Source organism: Variovorax sp. Varisp36, from assembly GCF_047304235.1.
GTDB lineage: Bacteria > Pseudomonadota > Gammaproteobacteria > Burkholderiales > Burkholderiaceae_C > Variovorax.
The window spans coordinates 1-18,415 of the sequence record NZ_JBGLYU010000014.1; the positions used below are offsets into that span (position 1 = coordinate 1).

Below are 18,415 nucleotides of genomic sequence, written 5' to 3' on the forward strand. Positions count from 1 at the left end.
CCCCCATCCCAGCCTTCCCCCAGAGGGGGAAGGAGCACGAGGGAGCGCGCGCATGACGAAGATCGACTTCGACTGGAAACCGCTGCTGCTCGCGCCGGTGCTCGCGTTGGCCGCGCTGCCCCTCACCGGTTCCTTCTCCACCTGGCTCACGCTCACGGTCGCGGGTCTGGCGATGGGCATGATCATCTTCATCATCGCCTCGGGCCTCACGCTCGTGTTCGGCCTGATGGATGTGCTGAACTTCGGCCACGGTGTGTTCATCGCGCTCGGCGCCTTCGTGGCCAGCAGCGTGCTCGGCCTGATGGGCGACTGGACCGGCTCGGGCGAGCTGTGGCGAAACCTCGTGGCCGTGTTCCCCGCGATGCTGGTCGCGATGGCGGTGGCCGGTGCCGTGGGCCTTGCCTTCGAGCGCTTCATCGTGCGGCCCGTGTACGGCCAGCACCTGAAACAGATCCTCATCACCATGGGCGGCATGATCATCGGCGAAGAGCTCATCAAGGTGATCTGGGGCCCGGGGCAGGTGCCGCTGCCCTTGCCCGATGCGCTGCGCGGCTCGCTGCTGGTCGGCGACGCGGCCATCAGCAAGTACCGGCTGCTCGCGGTGGCCGTGGGCGTGGTCGTGTTCGGCGTGCTGGCATGGACGCTGGGGCGCACCAAGATCGGCCTGCTCATTCGCGCCGGCGTGCAGGACCGCGAGATGGTCGAGTCGCTGGGCTACCGCATCGGGCGGCTCTTCGTCGGCGTGTTCGTGGTGGGCAGTGCGCTGGCCGGACTGGGCGGTGTGATGTGGGGCCTGTTCCAGCAGAATCTCGTGCCGCAGATGGGCGCGCAGGTCAACGTGCTGATCTTCATCGTGATCATCATCGGCGGGCTGGGTTCGACCGGCGGGGCGCTGATCGGTGCGCTGCTGGTGGGGCTCATGACCAACTACATCGGCTTCCTGCTGCCCACGCTCACGCAGTTCGCGAGCATCTTCCTGATGGTCGCGGTGCTGCTGTGGCGTCCGCAGGGCGTGTATCCCGTGGCAAATCGCTGAGAAAGAAGACGTCAATGTTCCTGAAACGACTTCTCTCCAATGACATGCCGCGCAGCCGCTTGCTCGCGCTGCTGCTGGTCGCGTTGTTCATTGCGCTCGCTTTTGCGCCGTTCATCTTCCCGGGCGTGAAGGCGCTCAGCGTCGCGGCCAAGATCCTGGTGTTCGTGGTGCTGGTCGCGAGCTTCGACCTGCTGCTGGGCTACACCGGCATCGTGAGCTTCGCGCACACGATGTTCTTCGGCATCGGGGCGTACGGCATCGCGATCTCGGCGACGCGGCTCGGGCCCAACTGGGGCGGGGTGCTGGTGGGGCTGGGCGCCTCGCTCGCGATCTCGCTGCTGCTCTCGTTCGCCATCGGCCTGTTCTCGCTGCGGGTGCGCGCGATCTTCTTCGCGATGATCACGCTGGCCGTGGCCTCGGCCTTCCAGACGCTGGCTTCGCAGCTTTCCGACTTCACCGGCGGCGAGGACGGCCTGACCTTCAAGCTGCCCGAACTGATCTCGCCGAGCTTCGAGTTCGCGGAAGAGCCTTTCCTCGGCGTCTCGCTCGACGGCCGGCTGCTGTGCTACTACCTGCTGTTCGTGGCGGCGGTGGTGCTGGTGCTCGCGCTGCTGCGCATCGTGAACTCGCCCTTCGGCCGCGTGCTGCAGGCTATCCGCGAGAACGAGTTCCGCGCGGAGGCCATCGGCTACCGTGTGGTGGTGTACCGCACCACGGCCGCCGTGCTGTCGGCGCTGTTCGCCACGCTGGCCGGCGCGATGCTCGCGGTCTGGCTGCGCTACAACGGGCCCGACACCTCGCTGAGCTTCGAGATCATGATCGATGTGCTGCTGATCGTGGTGATCGGCGGCATGGGCACCATCTACGGCGCGGCCATTGGCGCGGTGCTGTTCGTGGTGGCGCAGAGCTACCTGCAGGACCTGCTGCGCATAGCCAGCGAGGCGGCGAGCGGCTTGCCCTGGCTGGCCGCGCTGCTGTCGCCCGACCGATGGCTTCTGTGGCTGGGCGTGCTTTTCGTGCTGTCCGTCTATTACTTCCCCACCGGCATCGTCGGAAAACTGCGTGCGAGGGCGGTCAAATGAAGCTCACCCCCAGGCTTCGCGCACTTCGTGTCGCTACTCCCACCCCCTTGCAGGGGGCCGTGCCAGCGGCCCGGCAAAGCCGGTTCCGCGGCACGCCTGAAAGGGAATCACAAAAATGAACTTGCCACTTTCCCGCTACGCCCAGCTCGCGGGCCGCGAAATCCACTGGCTCGACTGGGGCGCGCCGGAGGCGCCAGTGGTCATCGCATGGCACGGCCTGGCGCGCACCTGCCGCGACATGGACGAGCTGGCGCAGCACTTCGCCTCGCGCGGCTTCCGCGTGATCTGTCCCGACACCATCGGCCGCGGCCTGAGTCAGTGGAGCCCGCTGCCCGACGAGGAATACAAACTCTCGTTCTATGCGCGCATCGCCAATGCGCTGTGCGACGAACTGCAGCTCGGGCGTGTGCATTGGGTCGGCACCTCGATGGGCGGCGCCATCGGCACGGTCTGCGCGTCAGGCCTGTTCGAGCCGCGCATGAAGGCGCGCATCGCGAGCCTGGTGCTCAACGACAACGCGCCCGAGCTGGCCCAGCCGGCCATCGAGCGCATCCGCGCCTATGCGGGCGAGCCGCCGTCGTTCGATACGGTGGCCGAGCTGGAGGCCTTCTTCCGCACGGTCTACAAGCCCTATGGCTGGCTCAGCGATGCGCAGTGGAGGCGCCTGACCGAAAGCTCCACGCGCCGGCTGGCCGACGGCCGCGTCACGCCGCACTACGACCCGGCCATGGTCCGCCAGTTCAGCGCGCACGACAACGACTACCAGATCTGGCCGCACTACGACACCATCGAGGTGCCGGTGCTGTGCCTGCGCGGTGCGGAGTCGGACCTCGTGCTGCCCGAGGTGACGCAGCAGATGCAGCAGCGAGGGCCGGGCGCCGCCGGGTTGCTGAAGGTGGTCGAAATCCAGGGCTGCGGCCACGCGCCCGCGCTCAACGTGCCGGAACAACTGGAGCTGATCGAAGGGTTTATTCGCGCGGCCGGATCCTGAGGCTCGGGCGGCGTGACAATCGCCGCCGATTCCAACCACAAGGCCTCGAACACCATGGCGCTCTCGATGTACGACCTGTCCGTGCCCGTCTTCATCCGCGGACTCGGACAACTCACCCATTTTCTCGACAAGAGTCTGGCGCATGCCAAGGCCAACGGCATCGATCCGGCCACGCTGGTCGAGGCGCGCCTCGCGCCCGACATGCTCACGCTGGCCGGCCAGATCCAGCGCGCGAGCGACGCGTCGAAGCTGGGTATGGCCCGTATCGCGGGCATCACCGCGCCGAGCTTTCCCGATGAGGAAAAGACCTGGGACGACCTGGTGGCGCGCATCGCGAAGACGCAAGACTTCCTCGCGGGCCTGGACCGGGCGCTGATCGACGGCCAGGAAGAGCGGCTCGTGACCATCAAGGCCCGCGAGGGCGAGGCGCATTTCACCGCGCAGCGCTACCTGCTGCAGTTCGCGCTGCCCAACTTCTTCTTCCACGTGACCACGGCCTACGACGTGCTGCGCCACAAGGGCATGCCGATCGGCAAGATGGACTATCTGGGCAAGTTCTGAAGACCGGGCGCCTTCACGGCGCCGGGACAAACTTCAAATTGCCGTGACACATGCGCACGCAGCGCGTGCGCCGCAAACAATCGCGCCTGACCGCTGTCGGTCTGACACGAACAAGGTTGCGATCATGAAGAGCATGGTGTCCAGAAGGGCGTTCTCGGGGTTCGCCGTGGGGGCCTCGGCGCTTGTCACGGCAGCAGGCGGCGGGTGGCCGGCGCGCAGCGCACTGGCCGCGTCGCCGGGCCTGCGAGACTACGGCAAGGCGCCCGAGTTCGCGGGCATCGACAAGTGGCTCAACTCGGAACCGCTCACGCTGCAGGGGCTGGCCGGCAAGGTGGTGCTTGTCGATTTCTGGACCTACTCCTGCATCAACTGCATCCGCACGCTGCCGCACGTGGTGCGCTGGTACGAGAAGTACAAGGACCAGGGCTTCGTGGTGGTGGGCGTGCATTCGCCCGAGTTCGCGTATGAAAAATCGACGCGCAACGTGCAGGACGCGATCGAGCGCTTCAACATCCGCTACCCGGTGGCGCAGGACAACAGCTTCACCACCTGGAGGGCCTACAACAACCAGTACTGGCCAGCGTTCTATCTGGTCGACGGCAAGGGGCAGGTGATGCGGCAGCACTTCGGCGAAGGGGAGTACGCCGAGATGGAGGCCGCCATCGAGGTGTTGCTGGCGCGCAGGCCGGCGGGTTGAGCGCGCTTGGTCATTCCGGCGACGAGACGATGCGCTTCATGCCGTGACGGATGTCCGTTGCGTGGGCCAGCCCGCCAGGTTGCGTTCGGCGATGTCCGCGAGCGCGGTGATCCATGCCGGGCTGTCGTTGAGGCAGGGGATGTAGCTGAAGGCCTGGCCGCCCGCGTGCATGAAAGCCTCGCGGCCTTCCATGGCGATTTCTTCGAGCGTCTCCAGGCAGTCGGCTGGGAACCCCGGGCACACCACGTCGACCCGCTTGATGCCGGAGGCACCGAGTTCGCGCAGCGTGGGCTCGGTGTAGGGCTCGAGCCACTTGGCACGGCCGAAGCGCGACTGGAAGGTGACGCGGTGCTGGGCGGCCGTGAGGCCTAGCCGCGCCGCGAGCAGGCGAGCGGTCTCGAGGCACTGCGACTGGTACGGATCGCCCAGCGCGATGTTGCGCGCGGGAATGCCGTGGAAGCTCATCAGCAGCACTTCGCCGCGGCCTTCGGCCTTCCAGTGCTTCTCGATGCCTTGCGCCAGCGCTTCGATGTAGGCCGGGTCGTCGTAGTAGTCGTTGACGAAGCGGAACTCCGGCAGGCGGCGCTGCCTGCGGCTCCAGTCGTTCACCGCGTCGATCACGCTGGCCGTGGTGGTGGCCGAGTATTGCGGGTAGGCCTGCAGCACCAGCACGCGCGTGGCGCCTTCGGCCTGCAGCGCGTCGAGGCGGGAAGCGATGGACGGGTTGGCATAGCGCATCGCGTCGCGCACCGTCACGCGGTGGCCGCGCTCGCCGAGCCAGCCGGCCAGCAGCGTGGCCTGCTTCTGCGTGAACACTTTCAAGGGGGAACCCTCGGGCGTCCAGATGCTCGCGTACTTGGCGGCCGACTTCGCCGGGCGTGTGCGCAGGATGATGCCGTGCAGGATCAGTGCCCAGATCGCCCTCGGGATTTCGACCACGCGCGGGTCGCCCAGGAAGTCGGCGAGATAGGGTCGAACGGCGGCTGCGGTGGGCGCGTCGGGTGAACCCAGGTTGCACCAGAGCACAGCGGTGCGCGGGGTACTCGAGGAGGCGTTCTCGTGGATCGAAGGCATGCGATATTCTCGGGCATGACTTCCGCTTCCCCGGTGCCTGCGGGCGCCGCGCTCCTCGATCTCAAGCGCATCTCGGCGATCTCTCTCGACCTCGACGACACCCTGTGGCCGATCTGGCCGACCATTGAACGCGCCGAGGCCGTGCTGCACGCATGGCTGCTGCGCGAGGCGCCAAAGACGGCTTCGCTGCTGATGACGCCCGGCATCCTGCGAGAGCTGCGCGAAGCCACAGCCAAGGAGCGCTCCGACCTCGCGCATGACCTGAGCGCATTGCGCCGCGAGTCGATCCGCACCGCGCTCACGCGGGCTGGCGAAGACCCGGCGCTGGCCGACCCGGCCTTCGACGCCTTCTTCGCGGAGCGCCAGCGCGTGACGCTGTACGACGACGCGCTGCCCGCGCTGAAGTGGCTCAGCGAGCGCTATCCGCTGGTCGCGGTCTCGAATGGCAATGCAGACATCCACAAGACCGGCGTCGGCCGCTGGTTTCGCACCGCCTTCAATGCACGCGCCTTCGGCAGCGGCAAGCCGCACGCGCCGATCTTCCGCGCCGCCGCGGCTTCGGTCGGCCTGTTGCCGAAAGACGTGCTGCACGTCGGCGACGACGCCGAGCTCGACGTGGTGGGCGCGCTCAATGCCGGCATGCAGGCGGCTTGGCTGGTGCGCGACGAGCGGCCCTGGGTGCACGGCGCGCGGCCGCAGCTGATCGTGCCGAACCTGCACGCGCTGTGCATGGCGCTGGGCGGCTGAGCGCTATTTGAAGACCGGTCGGAAGAAGCTGCGCTCGTAGCTGAGAAAGCAGCGCGTGTCCTGCGCGTACTTGAACGCGGCCTGGCATTCGGGGTCCTGTATCGAGTCGGCGCGGTATTTCTCGTACGCGGCCAGGCTCGGAAAGCTGAACATCGCCAGGGCCACGTCGTTCGCCCCTTCGGAGGGCAGGAAGTAGCCGTGGTGCTGGCCGCCGAACTTCTCGACCAGTGGAAGCCAGAGCCTGCCGTAGTGCTCGAACTCCTTGAGCTTGTAGGGGTCGACGATGTAGCGCAGGTAGCAGGTGACCATGGATGTTGTTCCGGCTGTGAAGGGGGTATTGCCGCCGCGTCTGCAGCGATTCATGGGCCTGACTATAGTTTGCGCCTCGACCTCTTGCGGCTGTGCTCCGGCCAGGAAAACCCCACATGCATTTCTCCAACTGGCTCCTCTTCTGCGGCGTGACCTTGCTCGTAGCGTTCACGCCGGGTCCGGCCGTGCTGCTCGCCGTCTCGAATTCGATGAGCGTGGGTCCGCGCCGCGCGATGATCAGTTCGCTCGGCAACGCGATGGGGCTGTTCATGGTCTCCGCCGCGGCAATGGCCGGGCTGGGCGTGGTGCTCTCGACCTCCGCCAATGCGTTCATGGTGCTGAAGGTGGCCGGCGCGGCCTACCTGATCTATCTGGGCATCAAGCAGTGGCGCAGCCAGGGCAGCGTGTTCGCCGACCTGCAGGGCTCGTCGGCCGAGGGTTCGCCGCGTTCCAGTTGGCGGCTGTTCGGGCACGGCCTGACGGTGGCGCTCACGAACCCGAAGGGCATTCTTTTCTTCTCGGCGCTGTTTCCGCAGTTCCTGACGCAGGATGCACCGCTCGCCATGCAGTTCGCGGTGCTGACGACCACCTTCGCGACGGCCTCGGTGCTGTCGCATGCGTTCTATGTGCTGCTGGCGCGCCTGCTGCGCAAGCAGCTGTCGGACCCGCGCCGCACGCGGGTTTTCAACAAGGTGTCGGGCGGGGCGTTCGTGCTGCTGGGGCTGAGCCTGCTGCGCTTGCGCAACAAGGCGGCCTGATCTTTTTCAGCCCAGCGCGAACTGCTCGCGCAGCGCGGCGCAGAAATCGGCGGTGCCACTCAGCGAGAGGGTGAGGGTGTCGAAGCGCGGGTTGTCCTCGTGCGTCTGCTGCAGGTCGTAGTCCCAGGTCGCGCCTTCATCGAGGGCGCCGCGCGCATGGGGAAACGTGGCTTCGGCCCAATCGAGCACCTGCGCGATTTCAGCTCGCACCTCGGGTGTCTTGTCCGGCGTGGTCGACGCCATCGCGTCGAAGGTGCCGTGGCCTTCGGTGTCTTCGCTGTAGTCGAAATCGAGATAGCGCAGTTCGGTCGTCATGCGTTCAATGCCTTCGCCGCCGCCAGCCCGCTGAGCACCGCGCCCTCCAGCGTGGCAGGGTAGGGACCTTCGATGTAGTCGCCGCAGGCTCGCAGGCCGAGGGCGATGTCCATCGGCGGCCGCGACAGCCCCGGGGTGCAGGCGAATGTGGCGCGCTTCTCGACCACGGTCTGCACGAGCTGCAGCTTCGTCTGGCCCAACTGCGCGAGCGCTTGCGCGATCACCTGTTCTTCCAGCGCCTCGCGCGGCGTTTCGTTGGCACTTACGACCATGGCAAGCACTCCGGGCAGGCCGCTGAGCTGGCCCCGGTCGAACGCGAATTGGGCCGGTGCGCTGGCCGGATCGCTGCGCAGCGCGAGCATTGGTTCGGCGAGCGGCGTCGCGCCGCGTACATAGACCGTGGCGATGGCCTCGAAGCGCAGGGCTTCGGTGGTTCCGCACCAGCGCTCGGCCGGCAGTCCGGATGTGCGGACCAGCCGCGCAGCATCCCATGGCGCGCAAGCCAGCACGACCTTGTCGAAGAGCTCGTCGTCGACGCGCCACGGTCCGGCATCCGGCGCGATGGCACGCACACGGGCGCCGATGCGCACCGCTGCGCCGTGCTTCATGAGCCATTGGATGGCGGCATCGGGCATCAGGGCGCCGAGGTCGGCGCATGGCAGCAGCAGGTCGGCGCCGCCGCTGCCGCTGAACAGGGCGTCGTTCAGCACGCGCAGGAACACTTCCCCGCTCGATTGCGCAACGGGCGTGTTCAATGCAGAAACGCACAGCGGTTCGATCAATTCCTGCATCACGCGCGGCGTGAGGCCTGCGCACAAGTCGGCGACCGTGGTACTGCTGGCGCAGCGAAAGCCTGCAAGCCGCCACCGGATTGCGGTGCGCAGCAGCGAAGACTTGTCGCGCCATGTCCAGCCGCGCGCCGTGAAGATGCCGGCCAGCAGGTCGAGCGGCGCGGGCAGCCGCGGCAGCTTGAGCCCGCCGCCATCGGCGAAGCGCAGCGAGAGAGGCATGCGCAGCAGCGCGCCTTCGACATCCACGCCCACATCGCGCATCAGCTGCAGCGTGGCGGTGTACGCACCGATCAGGATGTGCTGGCCGTTGTCCAGCGCCAGCCCGTGCATGTTGTCGACCCGCCGCGCCCGGCCGCCCGGCATGTGCGCCGCCTCGAACAGCGTGACGGCATGGCCGAGCCGCGTGGCTTCCACCGCGCAGGCGAGGCCGGCCCAGCCGGCGCCGATGACGGCGGTTTTCTTCTTCAAGCTCAGATGCGTCCCAAAGCCTGGACCTTCCACGCCAGCCAGAACTTGCGCACCGGCGTCAGGCTCACCCGCTGGTTCAGCACCTGGAAGTTGTCGCGCTCGATCTCGCGCAGCAAGGTGCGGTAGATGCTGGCCATCATCAGCCCGGGCTTCTGCGCGCGGCGATCGGCCAGCGGGAGCAGTGCGAGCGCTTCGTCGTACGCCGCGTGGGCGCGCTCGGACTGGAACTTCATCAGCGCGATGAAGCGATCGGAGTGCACGCGGTTGAGGATCTCGTGCGCCTTCACGTCGAACTTCTGCAACTCGTTCACCGGCAGGTAGATGCGTCCGCGCAGGGTGTCTTCGCCCACGTCGCGCAGGATGTTGGTGAGCTGCAGCGCCAGGCCGAGCTTGTGGGCGTAGGCGGTGGTCTGCGGATCGGTCTGGCCGAAGATGCGCGCCGCGACTTCGCCGACCACGCCGGCCACCAGGTGGCAGTAGCGCGCAAGGCCGGGAAAGTCGAGATACCGGGTCTGCTCCAGGTCCATCTGGCAGCCGTCGATCACTTCGTTGAGCTGGCGTGCCTCGATGCCGTAGGCCGCGGCATGCGGCATCAGCGCCTGCATCACCGGATGGCGCGGCGTGCCTGCTGCGAACGACTGGGCGACCTCGGTGCGCCACCAGGCGAGCTTGGTGGCGGCCACGCCGGGGTCGGAGACCTCGTCGACCACGTCGTCGACCTCGCGGCAGAACGCATAGAAGGCCGTGATCGCGGCGCGGCGCGGCTTGGGAAGGAACAGGAAGGCGTAATAGAAACTGCTGCCCGAGGCGGCGGCCTTGTCTTGTACGTATTGCTCGGGATTCATCGGGGAGGCGCTGCTTTCATGGGCCGCAATTGTCTCCGCATCCGCATGGCCTTCCAGAGCAGCACGGGCGCATCGAATTTGCCGATGGTGGGGCGCTGCGAGAAGGTGTCGAAGCCCAGGGCCTCGATCTTGTCGAGGATGCGCAGGCCGCCCTGCACCACGAGGCGCAGCTCCCAGCCGGCGCGGCCCGGCAGGCGGTGCACGAGGGGGGCGCCCTGTTGCATGAGTTCGCGCGCCCAGTGCGACACGATGGCCATCAGGTTGATGGCCTCCTGCGGAGGCGGGCCGCTCGCGAGCGGTGCAAAAACCTTGAAGTTCTCGCGTGTCAGGCTGCGCCGCTCGCAATCGGCCAGCGGAAAGTAGAAGCGGTCGCGCGGCAGGTCGACGCTCGGGTCCTGCCAGAAATTGATGAGCTGCAGCGCGCTGCAGATGGCGTCGCTCTGCGCGAGCGCCTGCGCGTCGTGCACGCCGTAGAGATGCAGCAGCAGGCGGCCGATCGGGTTGGCGGAGCGGCGGCAGTAGTCGAGCAGCTCGGCGCGGTCGGCGTATGTACTGCGATCGCGGGTCTTCTCGATGTCCTGCATGAAGGCGCTGAGCAGGTCGGCGAGCAGGTCTTCCGGCAGGCCGTATCGGGCGATGCTGTGGGCCAGCGGCTCGAACACCTGTGGCCAGCGCGACGCGGGCAGCACCTCGCCCCGGGCGGCGGCGGCGAGTTCCTCGCGGTAGGCATTCAGATCGGCCAGGCGTTCGCCGGGTGAGGCATTGCCTTCGTCGGCGATGTCGTCGGCGGTGCGCGCGAAGTGGTAGATGGCGGCGATCGGCGGGCGCAGGTGCGGCGGACACAGCCACGAGGCGACCGGAAAGTTCTCGTAGTGCGCGGGCGGCGCGGCAAGGTGGGGAGTGGCGGACACGCCACGATTGTCAGCGACGACGCCATGCTCCGGCACTATGCTCGCAGCGTCGCCACTTTGAATTCCCCGCTTCATGAAAGCATCCGCTCCGGCTTCCGGGCCCCAGGTTTCCGCGTACGGCGAGGCGGCACACCCGAAAGGCCCGGTGCTCATGATCGCGGCCCTCGGCGTCGTGTTCGGTGACATCGGCACCTCGCCGCTGTATGCCTTCAAGGAAACGATGAACCCCGAGCACGGCATTCCGTTCTCGCCCGACTCGGTGCTGGGGCTGCTCTCGCTGATCTTCTGGGGGCTGATGTTCGTGGTGACGCTGAAATACGTGGTGTTCGTGCTGCGCGCCGATCACGACGGCGAGGGCGGCATCCTGGCGTTGCAGGCCCTGGCACGCAGCGCCGTGGGCGGACCGAAGACCAGGCCCTGGGTGTGGAACGTGATCGGCATGCTGGGCCTGGTGGGCGCGGCCATGTTCTACGGCGACAGCCTGATCACGCCGGCCATTTCGGTGCTCTCGGCGGTGGAGGGGCTGGAGGTGCAGGCGCCGGTGCTGCAGCGCGCGGTGATTCCGATCACGATCATGATCCTGATCGCGCTGTTCGCGGTACAGAAGAAGGGCACGGGCGTGGTCGGCAAGGTGTTCGGGCCGATCATGCTGCTGTGGTTCCTGGTGCTGGCCGCGGCCGGCCTGTGGCAGGTGCTGCAGCAGCCGCAGGTTCTGGCGGCGCTCGATCCTCGGCGGGCCGTGGGCTTTCTCGTCGAGCACCGGGCGCAGTCGCTGGCGGTGCTGGGCGCGGTGTTCCTGGCCTTCACGGGCGGCGAGGCGCTGTATGCGGACATGGGGCACTTCGGTGCGCGGCCGATCCGGCTGGCATGGCTGTTCATCGCGCTGCCGGGGCTGGTGCTGAACTACTTCGGGCAGGGCGCGCTGGTGCTGGCCAACCCCGGCGCCATCGACAACCCCTTCTTCCGGCTCTTTCCCTCGTGGGGCGTGCTGCCGATGGTGGTGCTGGCCGCGATGGCCACGGTGATCGCCTCGCAGGCGGTGATTTCTGGCGCCTTCTCGCTCACGGCACACGCGATGCGCATGGGCTACCTGCCGCGCATGCGGGTGATCCAGACCTCGGGCGCGGCCATTGGGCAGATCTACGTGCCAACCGTGAACTGGCTGCTGATGGCGGGCGTGCTGCTGCTGGTGCTGGGCTTCCGCAGCTCGAGCGCGCTGTCGGCGGCGTACGGCATCGCGGTGTCGATCACGATGGTGACGACCACGCTGCTGGCCGGCATCGTGGCCTGGGGGCTGTGGCGCTGGAACAAGGTGGCGGTGGTGGTTGGCGTGGCGGCCTTCGCGGTGATCGACCTGACCTTCGTGCTCGCCAACAGCCTGAAGGTCGCCGAGGGCGGCTGGCTCACCTTGGCGGTTGCCGTGGTGGTGATGGTGGTGTTCACCACCTGGGCCAAGGGCCGTCGCCTGGGGCTGGAGGCGGCCGCGGCCGAGAGCCTGCCGCTGCGCGCCTTCGTCGAGTCGCTGGCGCTGCACATGCCTCACCGGGTGAGCGGCACCGCGGTGTTCTTGAACCCCGACGCCACCGCGGTGCCGCATGCGCTGCTGCACAACCTCAAGCACAACCAGGTGCTGCACGAGCAGGTGATCGTGCTGCGCGTGCTGCCTTGCGACACGCCGCGCGTCGACGCGCGCATTCGCATCGAGGCAGAGCAACTGATGGACGGCATCTGGATGGTCACGGCGCGTCACGGTTTCATGGAGCGGCCCGACGTGCCGGAATTCATCCGCATCCTGGCCTACCAGAAGACGCTGGCGATCGATTCGATGAAGACCTCCTACTTCGTCTCGCGCGCCTCGGTCGGCGAGGAGAACCTGCCTGGCATGAACCCGATCCGGCGTGCCCTGTTCGGCTGGTTGCAGCGCAACGCGGGGCGCGCTTCGGACTATTTCGAACTGCCTGACAACCGCCTCGTGGAGATGGGCCAACGAACCTAGTGACCGGCGGGTCATTGACAGTGCTTCACGTTTACCCTAAATTACTAACCAGTGGGTCATTAATGATCCGGTTCGTCCTTTCCAGGGTGTCTCATGACCGCCTCCGCCGTCCTCTCGTCCCGTGTCCGCAGTGCCGCATGGCTGCTGCTTCCCGCCATTTTCCTGGCCGGCTGCTCGCCGAAACCCGCCGCCGAGGATCCCGTGCGCGCGGTCAAGTTCGTGACCGTGGGCATGAGCGAATTCGATGCCCAGCCCGAGTTCTCGGCCGAGGTTCGGGCGCGCGTCGAATCGCGCCTGGGCTTCCGCGTGGCGGGCAAGATCACCAGGCGCCAGGCTGAACTCGGCCAGCATGTGCAGGCCGGCCAGGTGCTGGCCCAGCTCGACCCGCAGGACTACAAGCTCGCCGCTGAGGCCGCTCGAGCCCAGCAGGCCGCCGCGCTGACCAACCGCGACCTGGCTGCCGCCGACCTGAAGCGCTACACCGAATTGCGCCAGCAGAACTTCATCAGCGGCGCCGAGCTCGAGCGCCGCGAAACCACCTGGAAGGCCGCGCAGGCCCAGCTCGAACAGGCTCAGGCGCAGCTCGCCTCGCAGGGCAACCAGGCCAACTACACGACGCTGGTGGCGGACGTGGCCGGCATCATCACGGCCATCGAGGCCGAGCCGGGACAGGTGGTGCAGGCCGGCACGCCGGTCGTGCGCATCGCACAGGACGGCGCGCGCGACGTGGTGTTCGCGGTGCCCGAAGACCGCGCCACGCTGATCAAGGCGGGGTCGCCCGTCACGGTGCGCGGCTGGTCCGGCGGCAGCGAGCTGCAGGGCGAGGTGCGCGAAGTAGCGGCCAGCGCCGACGCGGTCACGCGCACCTACTCGGTCAAGGTCGCCATCGATGCGGCCGCCTCGCCGCCGCTCGGCGCCACGGTCTATGCGCGTCCGCAGGCGCTCGCGCATGGCACCACCGCGGTGATGAAGCTGCCGACCAGCGCACTGCGCCAGGAGGGCAAGGGCTCTGCCGTGTGGGTGCTCGACAAGCCGACCATGACGGTGCGTTCGCAGACTGTGCAGGTCGCCACGGCTGACGGCAACGAGGCGGTGATCGCCAGCGGCATCGCCCCCGGCATGATGGTCGTGGCTGCGGGCGTGCACGTGCTGTCGCCGGGGCAGAAGGTCACCATCTACCAGTCCAAGGAGGCGGCCGCGGCCGCCGCCAATGCCGGTGCGAAGGACTCGGCACAGCCCGTGGCGGCTGTCGCTGCGACGAACAAGGAGATCGCAGCGGGTGCCGCCAAATGAGCGGCGGCGCAGCACCCCCCCCCGCTGAGAAGCCCGCCGGCTTCAATCTCTCCAAGTGGGCGCTGGACCACGCGCCCCTCACGCGCTACCTGATGGTGGTGCTGATGGTGCTGGGTGCCTTCGCGTACTTCCAGCTCGGCCAGGACGAGGACCCGCCGTTCACCTTCCGTGCGATGGTGGTGCGCACCTACTGGCCCGGCGCCACCGCGCAGCAGGTGGCCGAGCAGGTCACCGACAAGCTCGAACGCACGCTGCAGGAAGCGCCGTACGCCGACAAGATCCGCAGCTACTCGAAGCCCGGCGAGTCGCAGATCATCTTCAACATCAAGGACTCGTCGAAGTCCACCGAAGTGGCCAATGTCTGGTACACGGTGCGCAAGAAGATCGGCGACATGCGCGCCACCTTGCCCGCCGGCGTGCAGGGGCCGTTCTTCAATGACGACTTCGGCGATGTCTATGGCGTGATCTACGCGCTGGAGAGCGAAGGCTTCAGCTACGCCGAGCTCAAGACGTTGGCCGATGACGTGCGCCAGCAGCTTCTGCGCGTGAAGGACGTGGCCAAGGTCGACCAGTTCGGCGTGCAGGACGAGAAGGTCTACATCGAGATCTCGCAGAAGCGCCTGGCGCAGCTGGGGCTCGATTTCAACGCAGTGCTGGCGCAGCTCGGCTCGCAGAACGCGATCGAGAGCGCGGGCTCGATCCAGTCGCCGCTCGACGTGGTGCAGGTGCGCGTGGCCGGCCAGTTCACCAGCGTCGACCAGCTGCGCGAGATGCCCATCCGCGGCAGCTCGGGCAGCCAGATCAAGCTCGGCGACATCGCCGACATCCATCGCGGCTACATCGATCCGCCGGCGGTCAAGGTGCACCACCAGGGCAAGGAAGTGATCGCACTTGGCGTGTCGATGGCCAAGGGCGGCGACATCATCGCACTGGGCAAGGCGCTGAAGGCCACCACCGCCACCATCGACCAGCGCCTGCCGGCCGGCGTGAAGCTGGCGCAGGTGCAGGACCAGCCGGTGTCGGTGGCCAGCTCGGTCAACGAGTTCGTCGGCGTGCTGATCGAGGCCGTGGCCATCGTGCTGGCCGTGAGCATCATTTCGCTCGGCCTGCACAAGGGCGGGCGCTTCGGCTGGTACATCGACATGCGACCCGGGCTGGTGGTGGCGATCACCATTCCGCTGGTGCTGGCCGTGACCTTCCTGGCGATGAACTACTTCGGCATCGGGCTGCACAAGATATCGCTGGGCTCGCTGATCATCGCGCTCGGCCTGCTGGTGGACGACGCGATCATTGCGGTCGAGATGATGGTGCGCAAGATGGAAGAGGGCTACGACAAGGTCCGCGCCGCCACCTTCGCCTACGACGTGACGGCCAAGCCGATGCTCACGGGCACGCTCATCACGGCCGCGGGCTTCCTTCCGATCGGCATCGCCAAGTCGGTGACGGGCGAGTACACCTTCGCGATCTTCGCAGTGACGGTGATCGCGCTGGTGCTGTCGTGGATCGTCTCTGTGTACTTCGTACCCTACCTCGGCACGCTCTTGCTGAAGGTGAAACCGCACGACCCCGAGGCGCCGCCGCACGAGCTGTTCGACACGGCCTTCTACAACGCCTTTCGCCGCGCGGTGAACTGGTGTGTGCAGCACCGCTGGATGACCATCGGCGCCACGGTGTTGATCTTCGCGCTCGGCATCTTCGGCATGGGCAAGGTGCAGCAGCAGTTCTTTCCGGATTCGAGCCGGCCCGAGATCCTGATCGACATCTGGTTCCCCGAGGGCACCTCGTTCGCGGCCAACGAAGAGGTGGCCAAGCGCGTCGAGAAGCGTTTCATGCAGGAAGCTGGCGTGAAGACGGTCAGCACCTGGATCGGCTCGGGCGTGCCGCGTTTCTATCTGCCGTTGGACCAGGTGTTTCCGCAGACCAACGTGTCGCAGCTGATCGTGCTCGCCAAGGACCTGAAGGTGCGCGAGACGCTGCGCCTGAAGCTGCCGCAGGTGCTGGCGCAGGAATTTCCGGAGGTGCGCGGGCGCGTCAAGCTGCTGCCCAACGGGCCTCCGGTGCCGTACCCGGTGCAGTTCCGCGTGATCGGCACCGACCCGGTGCAGCTGCGCGGCCACGCCGACGAGGTGAAGGCCGTGTTGCGCGAGAACGCCAACATGCGCGGCGTGAACGACAACTGGAACGAATCGGTCAAGGTGATCCGCCTCGAAGTCGACCAGGCCAAGGCGCGCGCGCTCGGCGTGACGAGCCAGGCCATTGCGCAGGCCTCGAAGACCATGTTCAGCGGCACGACAGTGGGCCAGTACCGCGAGAACGACCTGCTGATCGACATCGTGCTGCGCCAGGCGCCCGACGAGCGCCAGGCCATCTCGGATATCGGCAACGCCTACATCCCGACCACCTCGGGCCGCTCGATCCCGCTCACGCAGATCGCCAAGCCGGTGTTCACCTGGGAGCCGGGCGTGATGTGGCGCGAGAACCGCGACTACGCCATCACCGTGCAGGGCGACGTGATCGAGGGGCTGCAGGGCGCGACCGTGACGGCGCAACTGCTGCCGAAACTGCGCCAACTCGAGGCCGGCTGGGTAGAGGCCGGGCAGGGCGGCTACCGCATCGAGGTGGCGGGCGCGGTGGAAGAAAGCAGCAAGGGCTCGGCCTCGATCGTGGCGGGCGTGCCGATCATGCTGTTCCTGGTGTTCACGCTGCTGATGCTGCAGCTGCACAGCTTCAGCCGCTCGCTGCTGGTGTTCGTCACCGGCCCGATGGGCATCGCCGGCGTGGCCGGCGCGCTGCTGGTACTGAACCGGCCCTTCGGCTTCGTGGCGCTGCTGGGCGTGATTGCGCTGATGGGCATGATCCAGCGCAACGCGGTGATCCTGATCGACCAGATCGAGCTTGACCGCGCGGCGGGCGTGCCGGCGTGGGACGCGATCGTGGAGTCGGCGGTGCGGCGGCTGCGGCCGATCGTGCTGACGGCCGCGGCCGCCGTGCTGGCCATGATTCCGCTGTCGCGCAGCGTGTTCTGGGGACCGATGGCCGTGGCCATCATGGGCGGCCTGATCGTCGCGACGGTGCTGACGCTGCTGGCCTTGCCCGCGATGTATGCCGCGGCATTTCGTGTGAAGCGGGAGCCGAAAGAGGCGCCGATTAGCGTCTAAAATCGAAAGCTGACCGATTTCAAGCGGATGGTCTTTGGCCCGTGAGGTTCCACGGCGCGAAGAGGCCGTCCGCTTTTGCATTCACCTGAAAGATTGGCATTGCGCGGGTGGCGAAATTGGTAGACGCACCAGGTTTAGGTCCTGACGTTCGCAAGAACGTGCCGGTTCGAGTCCGGCCCCGCGCACCAGCCTGCCGAGTAGCCCATTCCATCGGGCATTGACGAAGCCCCCGTTTCGAGAGAGACGGGGGCTTTTTCTTTTTTGCGCGCCTTCACCAGTCGCTGTTGTCGCCGCCGCTGCTGCCCCCGTCGTCCCACGAACCGGCATCGGTGATGCCGAAGTCGTTGTCGACGATGCGTTCGGGCGCCTGGTCGGCAGAGGGCGAGGAAGAAGGCCAGAGGCTGCGGCCCATCTCTGCGTTGCCGCTGTCTGCGATATGAGAAGTGTCGTTCCGGTCGGTGTTGTCCGACCGGTTGTTCATCCAGTGGCGCACGGCCTCCTGGGCCACCACCGCGCCTACGCCCACCGCCGCACCGGTGGCCAGCGCCGAGCCCAGGCCCATGCCGGGAGCGGCTGCGGGTGGGGCCGCGGGCGTCCAGTTGCCGCCCGGCGCGTAGCTTCCGTATCCAGCGCCTGGTGCGCCCTCTGCAGGGCCGTACGACGGGGTTTGGGCCACAGGCGGCGCCACCCGGCGACGGAAGGCGAGGTAACCCACGACCAGCAAGCCCACGAGCGCAATCGGCAGCCATGGCGTCGAGCCGCTCTTGGCTTCGGTCTGCGGCGGGGCCGGGGCTGGTGTGCTCATGCGCGCGGGTTCGGTCCGGGTCGGTGCGGCGGCGGGCTTGTCGAGCTTGCCGGTCAGCCGCTCGACGGCCTCGGGCTTGGCGAAAGACAGGTCGGGCGCGAGCGCCTTCGCCTGGGCCAGCGCGCTTCGCGCGCCGTCGAGCTTGCCTTGCGCCGCGAGCAGTTCGGCCTGGACGAAATGGGCCTTGGCGCTTTTGGGGTGGTCCTTCAGTACCTTTGCGATCATGGTGTCGGCCTCGGCCATCCTGCCGCCGTTCGCGGCCTCGTAGATCTGCTGGATGGTGGGCTCGGCCGGAGTGGGCGAATCGGCCTTCGCCTGTGCCAACGAGGGCATGCCGAATGCCACGACAAGGGTGAAGGCGAGGGCGGCGAACAGTCGCTGAAGCATGATTTTTCCTGTGCGTTCCTGTGGAGAGGGGACGAATCGGAACTGACTTTACGGCTGGAATATTGGTCAAGCCTGACCATCGTTCGCGCCGCGCCAGGCCCCCGTGAAAACCCGCTTTCCCGGCGGATTAGAATCCTGGGTTGCCCAGTTTTGCAGGCGGCACGTGCGTGCCTCCGCATAAATCCCGCCAG

At 67.3% G+C, this 18,415-nt stretch carries 17 protein-coding genes and 1 tRNA gene; 11 read left to right on the plus strand and 7 right to left on the minus strand.

Annotated features, from left to right (window positions below; genetic code table 11):
- Positions 1-52 precede the first annotated feature (52 nt).
- The 5 genes from ACCD11_RS10800 to ACCD11_RS10820 all read left to right on the plus strand — a co-directional run bounded on the left by ACCD11_RS10800 (position 53) and on the right by ACCD11_RS10820 (position 4,367).
- Positions 53-1,036: a branched-chain amino acid ABC transporter permease gene (locus ACCD11_RS10800; RefSeq protein WP_413313843.1), complete on the plus strand. Its 984-nt coding sequence runs from the start codon at positions 53-55 to the stop codon at positions 1,034-1,036.
- 14 nt (positions 1,037-1,050) lie between these two features.
- Entirely contained in the window at positions 1,051-2,118 is a 1,068-nt protein-coding gene (locus tag ACCD11_RS10805) for a branched-chain amino acid ABC transporter permease (RefSeq protein WP_413313844.1), read from the plus strand.
- A 115-nt stretch (positions 2,119-2,233) separates the two neighbouring features.
- Positions 2,234-3,109, plus strand: coding sequence for an alpha/beta fold hydrolase (locus ACCD11_RS10810; protein ID WP_413313845.1), 876 nt, complete (start codon positions 2,234-2,236; stop codon positions 3,107-3,109).
- A gap of 54 nt (positions 3,110-3,163) precedes the next feature.
- Positions 3,164-3,670 carry a DUF1993 domain-containing protein gene (locus tag ACCD11_RS10815; protein WP_413313926.1) on the plus strand — a complete coding sequence of 169 codons (507 nt, stop codon included), beginning with the start codon at positions 3,164-3,166 and terminating at the stop codon, positions 3,668-3,670.
- 133 nt (positions 3,671-3,803) lie between these two features.
- Entirely contained in the window at positions 3,804-4,367 is a 564-nt protein-coding gene (locus ACCD11_RS10820) for a thioredoxin family protein (protein WP_413313927.1), read from the plus strand.
- Positions 4,368-4,403: 36 nt separating this feature from the next.
- Here ACCD11_RS10820 and hemH read toward each other — a convergent pair whose 3' ends face one another.
- Positions 4,404-5,441, minus strand: coding sequence for a ferrochelatase (gene hemH / locus ACCD11_RS10825; protein WP_413313846.1), 1,038 nt, complete (start codon positions 5,439-5,441; stop codon positions 4,404-4,406).
- A 15-nt stretch (positions 5,442-5,456) separates the two neighbouring features.
- Here hemH and ACCD11_RS10830 point away from each other — a divergent pair, with 15 nt between their 5' ends.
- The gene (locus ACCD11_RS10830; protein WP_413313847.1) at positions 5,457-6,188 is read left to right on the plus strand and encodes an HAD family hydrolase; all 732 of its coding nucleotides are present in this window, start codon (positions 5,457-5,459) and stop codon (positions 6,186-6,188) included.
- A 3-nt stretch (positions 6,189-6,191) separates the two neighbouring features.
- Here ACCD11_RS10830 and ACCD11_RS10835 read toward each other — a convergent pair whose 3' ends face one another.
- Entirely contained in the window at positions 6,192-6,497 is a 306-nt protein-coding gene (locus ACCD11_RS10835) for an NIPSNAP family protein (protein WP_413313848.1), read from the minus strand.
- Between the two features lie 116 nt (positions 6,498-6,613).
- On the opposite strand from ACCD11_RS10835, the gene ACCD11_RS10840 reads away from it, so the two are divergent.
- Entirely contained in the window at positions 6,614-7,255 is a 642-nt protein-coding gene (locus ACCD11_RS10840; protein WP_413313849.1) for a LysE family translocator, read from the plus strand.
- A 6-nt stretch (positions 7,256-7,261) separates the two neighbouring features.
- Here the strand turns inward: ACCD11_RS10840 and ACCD11_RS10845 are convergent, their stop codons facing one another.
- Genes ACCD11_RS10845 through hpnC form a run of 4 tightly spaced genes read right to left on the minus strand, consistent with a single transcriptional unit; the run spans position 7,262 to position 10,585 of the window.
- The gene (locus ACCD11_RS10845; RefSeq protein ID WP_007829811.1) at positions 7,262-7,570 is read right to left on the minus strand and encodes a hypothetical protein; all 309 of its coding nucleotides are present in this window, start codon (positions 7,568-7,570) and stop codon (positions 7,262-7,264) included.
- Complete coding sequence (gene hpnE / locus ACCD11_RS10850; RefSeq protein WP_413313850.1) at positions 7,567-8,829, minus strand: hydroxysqualene dehydroxylase HpnE; 1,263 nt, start codon at positions 8,827-8,829, stop codon at positions 7,567-7,569. The genes ACCD11_RS10845 and hpnE overlap by 4 nt, the downstream gene beginning before the upstream one ends.
- 2 nt (positions 8,830-8,831) lie before the next feature.
- Complete coding sequence (gene hpnD, locus ACCD11_RS10855; RefSeq protein ID WP_413313851.1) at positions 8,832-9,674, minus strand: presqualene diphosphate synthase HpnD; 843 nt, start codon at positions 9,672-9,674, stop codon at positions 8,832-8,834.
- Positions 9,671-10,585, minus strand: a complete 915-nt coding sequence (gene hpnC / locus ACCD11_RS10860; protein ID WP_413313852.1) for a squalene synthase HpnC — start codon at positions 10,583-10,585, stop codon at positions 9,671-9,673. Before hpnC ends, hpnD begins: the two co-directional genes overlap by 4 nt.
- Before the next feature lie 151 nt (positions 10,586-10,736).
- On the opposite strand from hpnC, the gene ACCD11_RS10865 reads away from it, so the two are divergent.
- The 4 genes from ACCD11_RS10865 to ACCD11_RS10880 all read left to right on the plus strand — a co-directional run bounded on the left by ACCD11_RS10865 (position 10,737) and on the right by ACCD11_RS10880 (position 17,220).
- Positions 10,737-12,581: a potassium transporter Kup gene (locus ACCD11_RS10865; RefSeq protein WP_413313853.1), complete on the plus strand. Its 1,845-nt coding sequence runs from the start codon at positions 10,737-10,739 to the stop codon at positions 12,579-12,581.
- 93 nt (positions 12,582-12,674) lie between these two features.
- Positions 12,675-13,874, plus strand: coding sequence for an efflux RND transporter periplasmic adaptor subunit (locus tag ACCD11_RS10870; protein ID WP_413313854.1), 1,200 nt, complete (start codon positions 12,675-12,677; stop codon positions 13,872-13,874).
- A complete protein-coding gene (locus tag ACCD11_RS10875; RefSeq protein ID WP_413313855.1) occupies positions 13,871-17,032 on the plus strand; it encodes an efflux RND transporter permease subunit in 3,162 nt (1,053 codons plus the stop codon). The genes ACCD11_RS10870 and ACCD11_RS10875 overlap by 4 nt, the downstream gene beginning before the upstream one ends.
- Positions 17,033-17,133: 101 nt before the next feature.
- Positions 17,134-17,220, plus strand: a tRNA-Leu gene (locus ACCD11_RS10880).
- 83 nt (positions 17,221-17,303) lie between these two features.
- On the opposite strand, the gene ACCD11_RS10885 is transcribed toward ACCD11_RS10880, so the two are convergent.
- Positions 17,304-18,224 carry a hypothetical protein gene (locus tag ACCD11_RS10885; protein ID WP_413313856.1) on the minus strand — a complete coding sequence of 307 codons (921 nt, stop codon included), beginning with the start codon at positions 18,222-18,224 and terminating at the stop codon, positions 17,304-17,306.
- Between the last annotated feature and the right edge of the window lie 191 nt (positions 18,225-18,415).

Coding starts and splice junctions, on each gene's coding strand:
- ACCD11_RS10845 (WP_007829811.1), bottom strand. CDS start 7,570: ATGACGACCGAACTGCGCTATCTCGATTTCGACTACAGCGAAGACACC.
- ACCD11_RS10870 (WP_413313854.1), top strand. CDS start 12,675: ATGACCGCCTCCGCCGTCCTCTCGTCCCGTGTCCGCAGTGCCGCATGG.
- ACCD11_RS10875 (WP_413313855.1), top strand. CDS start 13,871: ATGAGCGGCGGCGCAGCACCCCCCCCCGCTGAGAAGCCCGCCGGCTTC.
- hemH (WP_413313846.1), bottom strand. CDS start 5,441: ATGCCTTCGATCCACGAGAACGCCTCCTCGAGTACCCCGCGCACCGCT.
- hpnD (WP_413313851.1), bottom strand. CDS start 9,674: ATGAATCCCGAGCAATACGTACAAGACAAGGCCGCCGCCTCGGGCAGC.
- ACCD11_RS10805 (WP_413313844.1), top strand. CDS start 1,051: ATGTTCCTGAAACGACTTCTCTCCAATGACATGCCGCGCAGCCGCTTG.
- ACCD11_RS10810 (WP_413313845.1), top strand. CDS start 2,234: ATGAACTTGCCACTTTCCCGCTACGCCCAGCTCGCGGGCCGCGAAATC.
- ACCD11_RS10865 (WP_413313853.1), top strand. CDS start 10,737: ATGATCGCGGCCCTCGGCGTCGTGTTCGGTGACATCGGCACCTCGCCG.
- ACCD11_RS10815 (WP_413313926.1), top strand. CDS start 3,164: ATGGCGCTCTCGATGTACGACCTGTCCGTGCCCGTCTTCATCCGCGGA.
- ACCD11_RS10820 (WP_413313927.1), top strand. CDS start 3,804: ATGGTGTCCAGAAGGGCGTTCTCGGGGTTCGCCGTGGGGGCCTCGGCG.
- ACCD11_RS10840 (WP_413313849.1), top strand. CDS start 6,614: ATGCATTTCTCCAACTGGCTCCTCTTCTGCGGCGTGACCTTGCTCGTA.
- ACCD11_RS10800 (WP_413313843.1), top strand. CDS start 53: ATGACGAAGATCGACTTCGACTGGAAACCGCTGCTGCTCGCGCCGGTG.
- ACCD11_RS10885 (WP_413313856.1), bottom strand. CDS start 18,224: ATGCTTCAGCGACTGTTCGCCGCCCTCGCCTTCACCCTTGTCGTGGCA.
- ACCD11_RS10830 (WP_413313847.1), top strand. CDS start 5,457: ATGACTTCCGCTTCCCCGGTGCCTGCGGGCGCCGCGCTCCTCGATCTC.
- ACCD11_RS10835 (WP_413313848.1), bottom strand. CDS start 6,497: ATGGTCACCTGCTACCTGCGCTACATCGTCGACCCCTACAAGCTCAAG.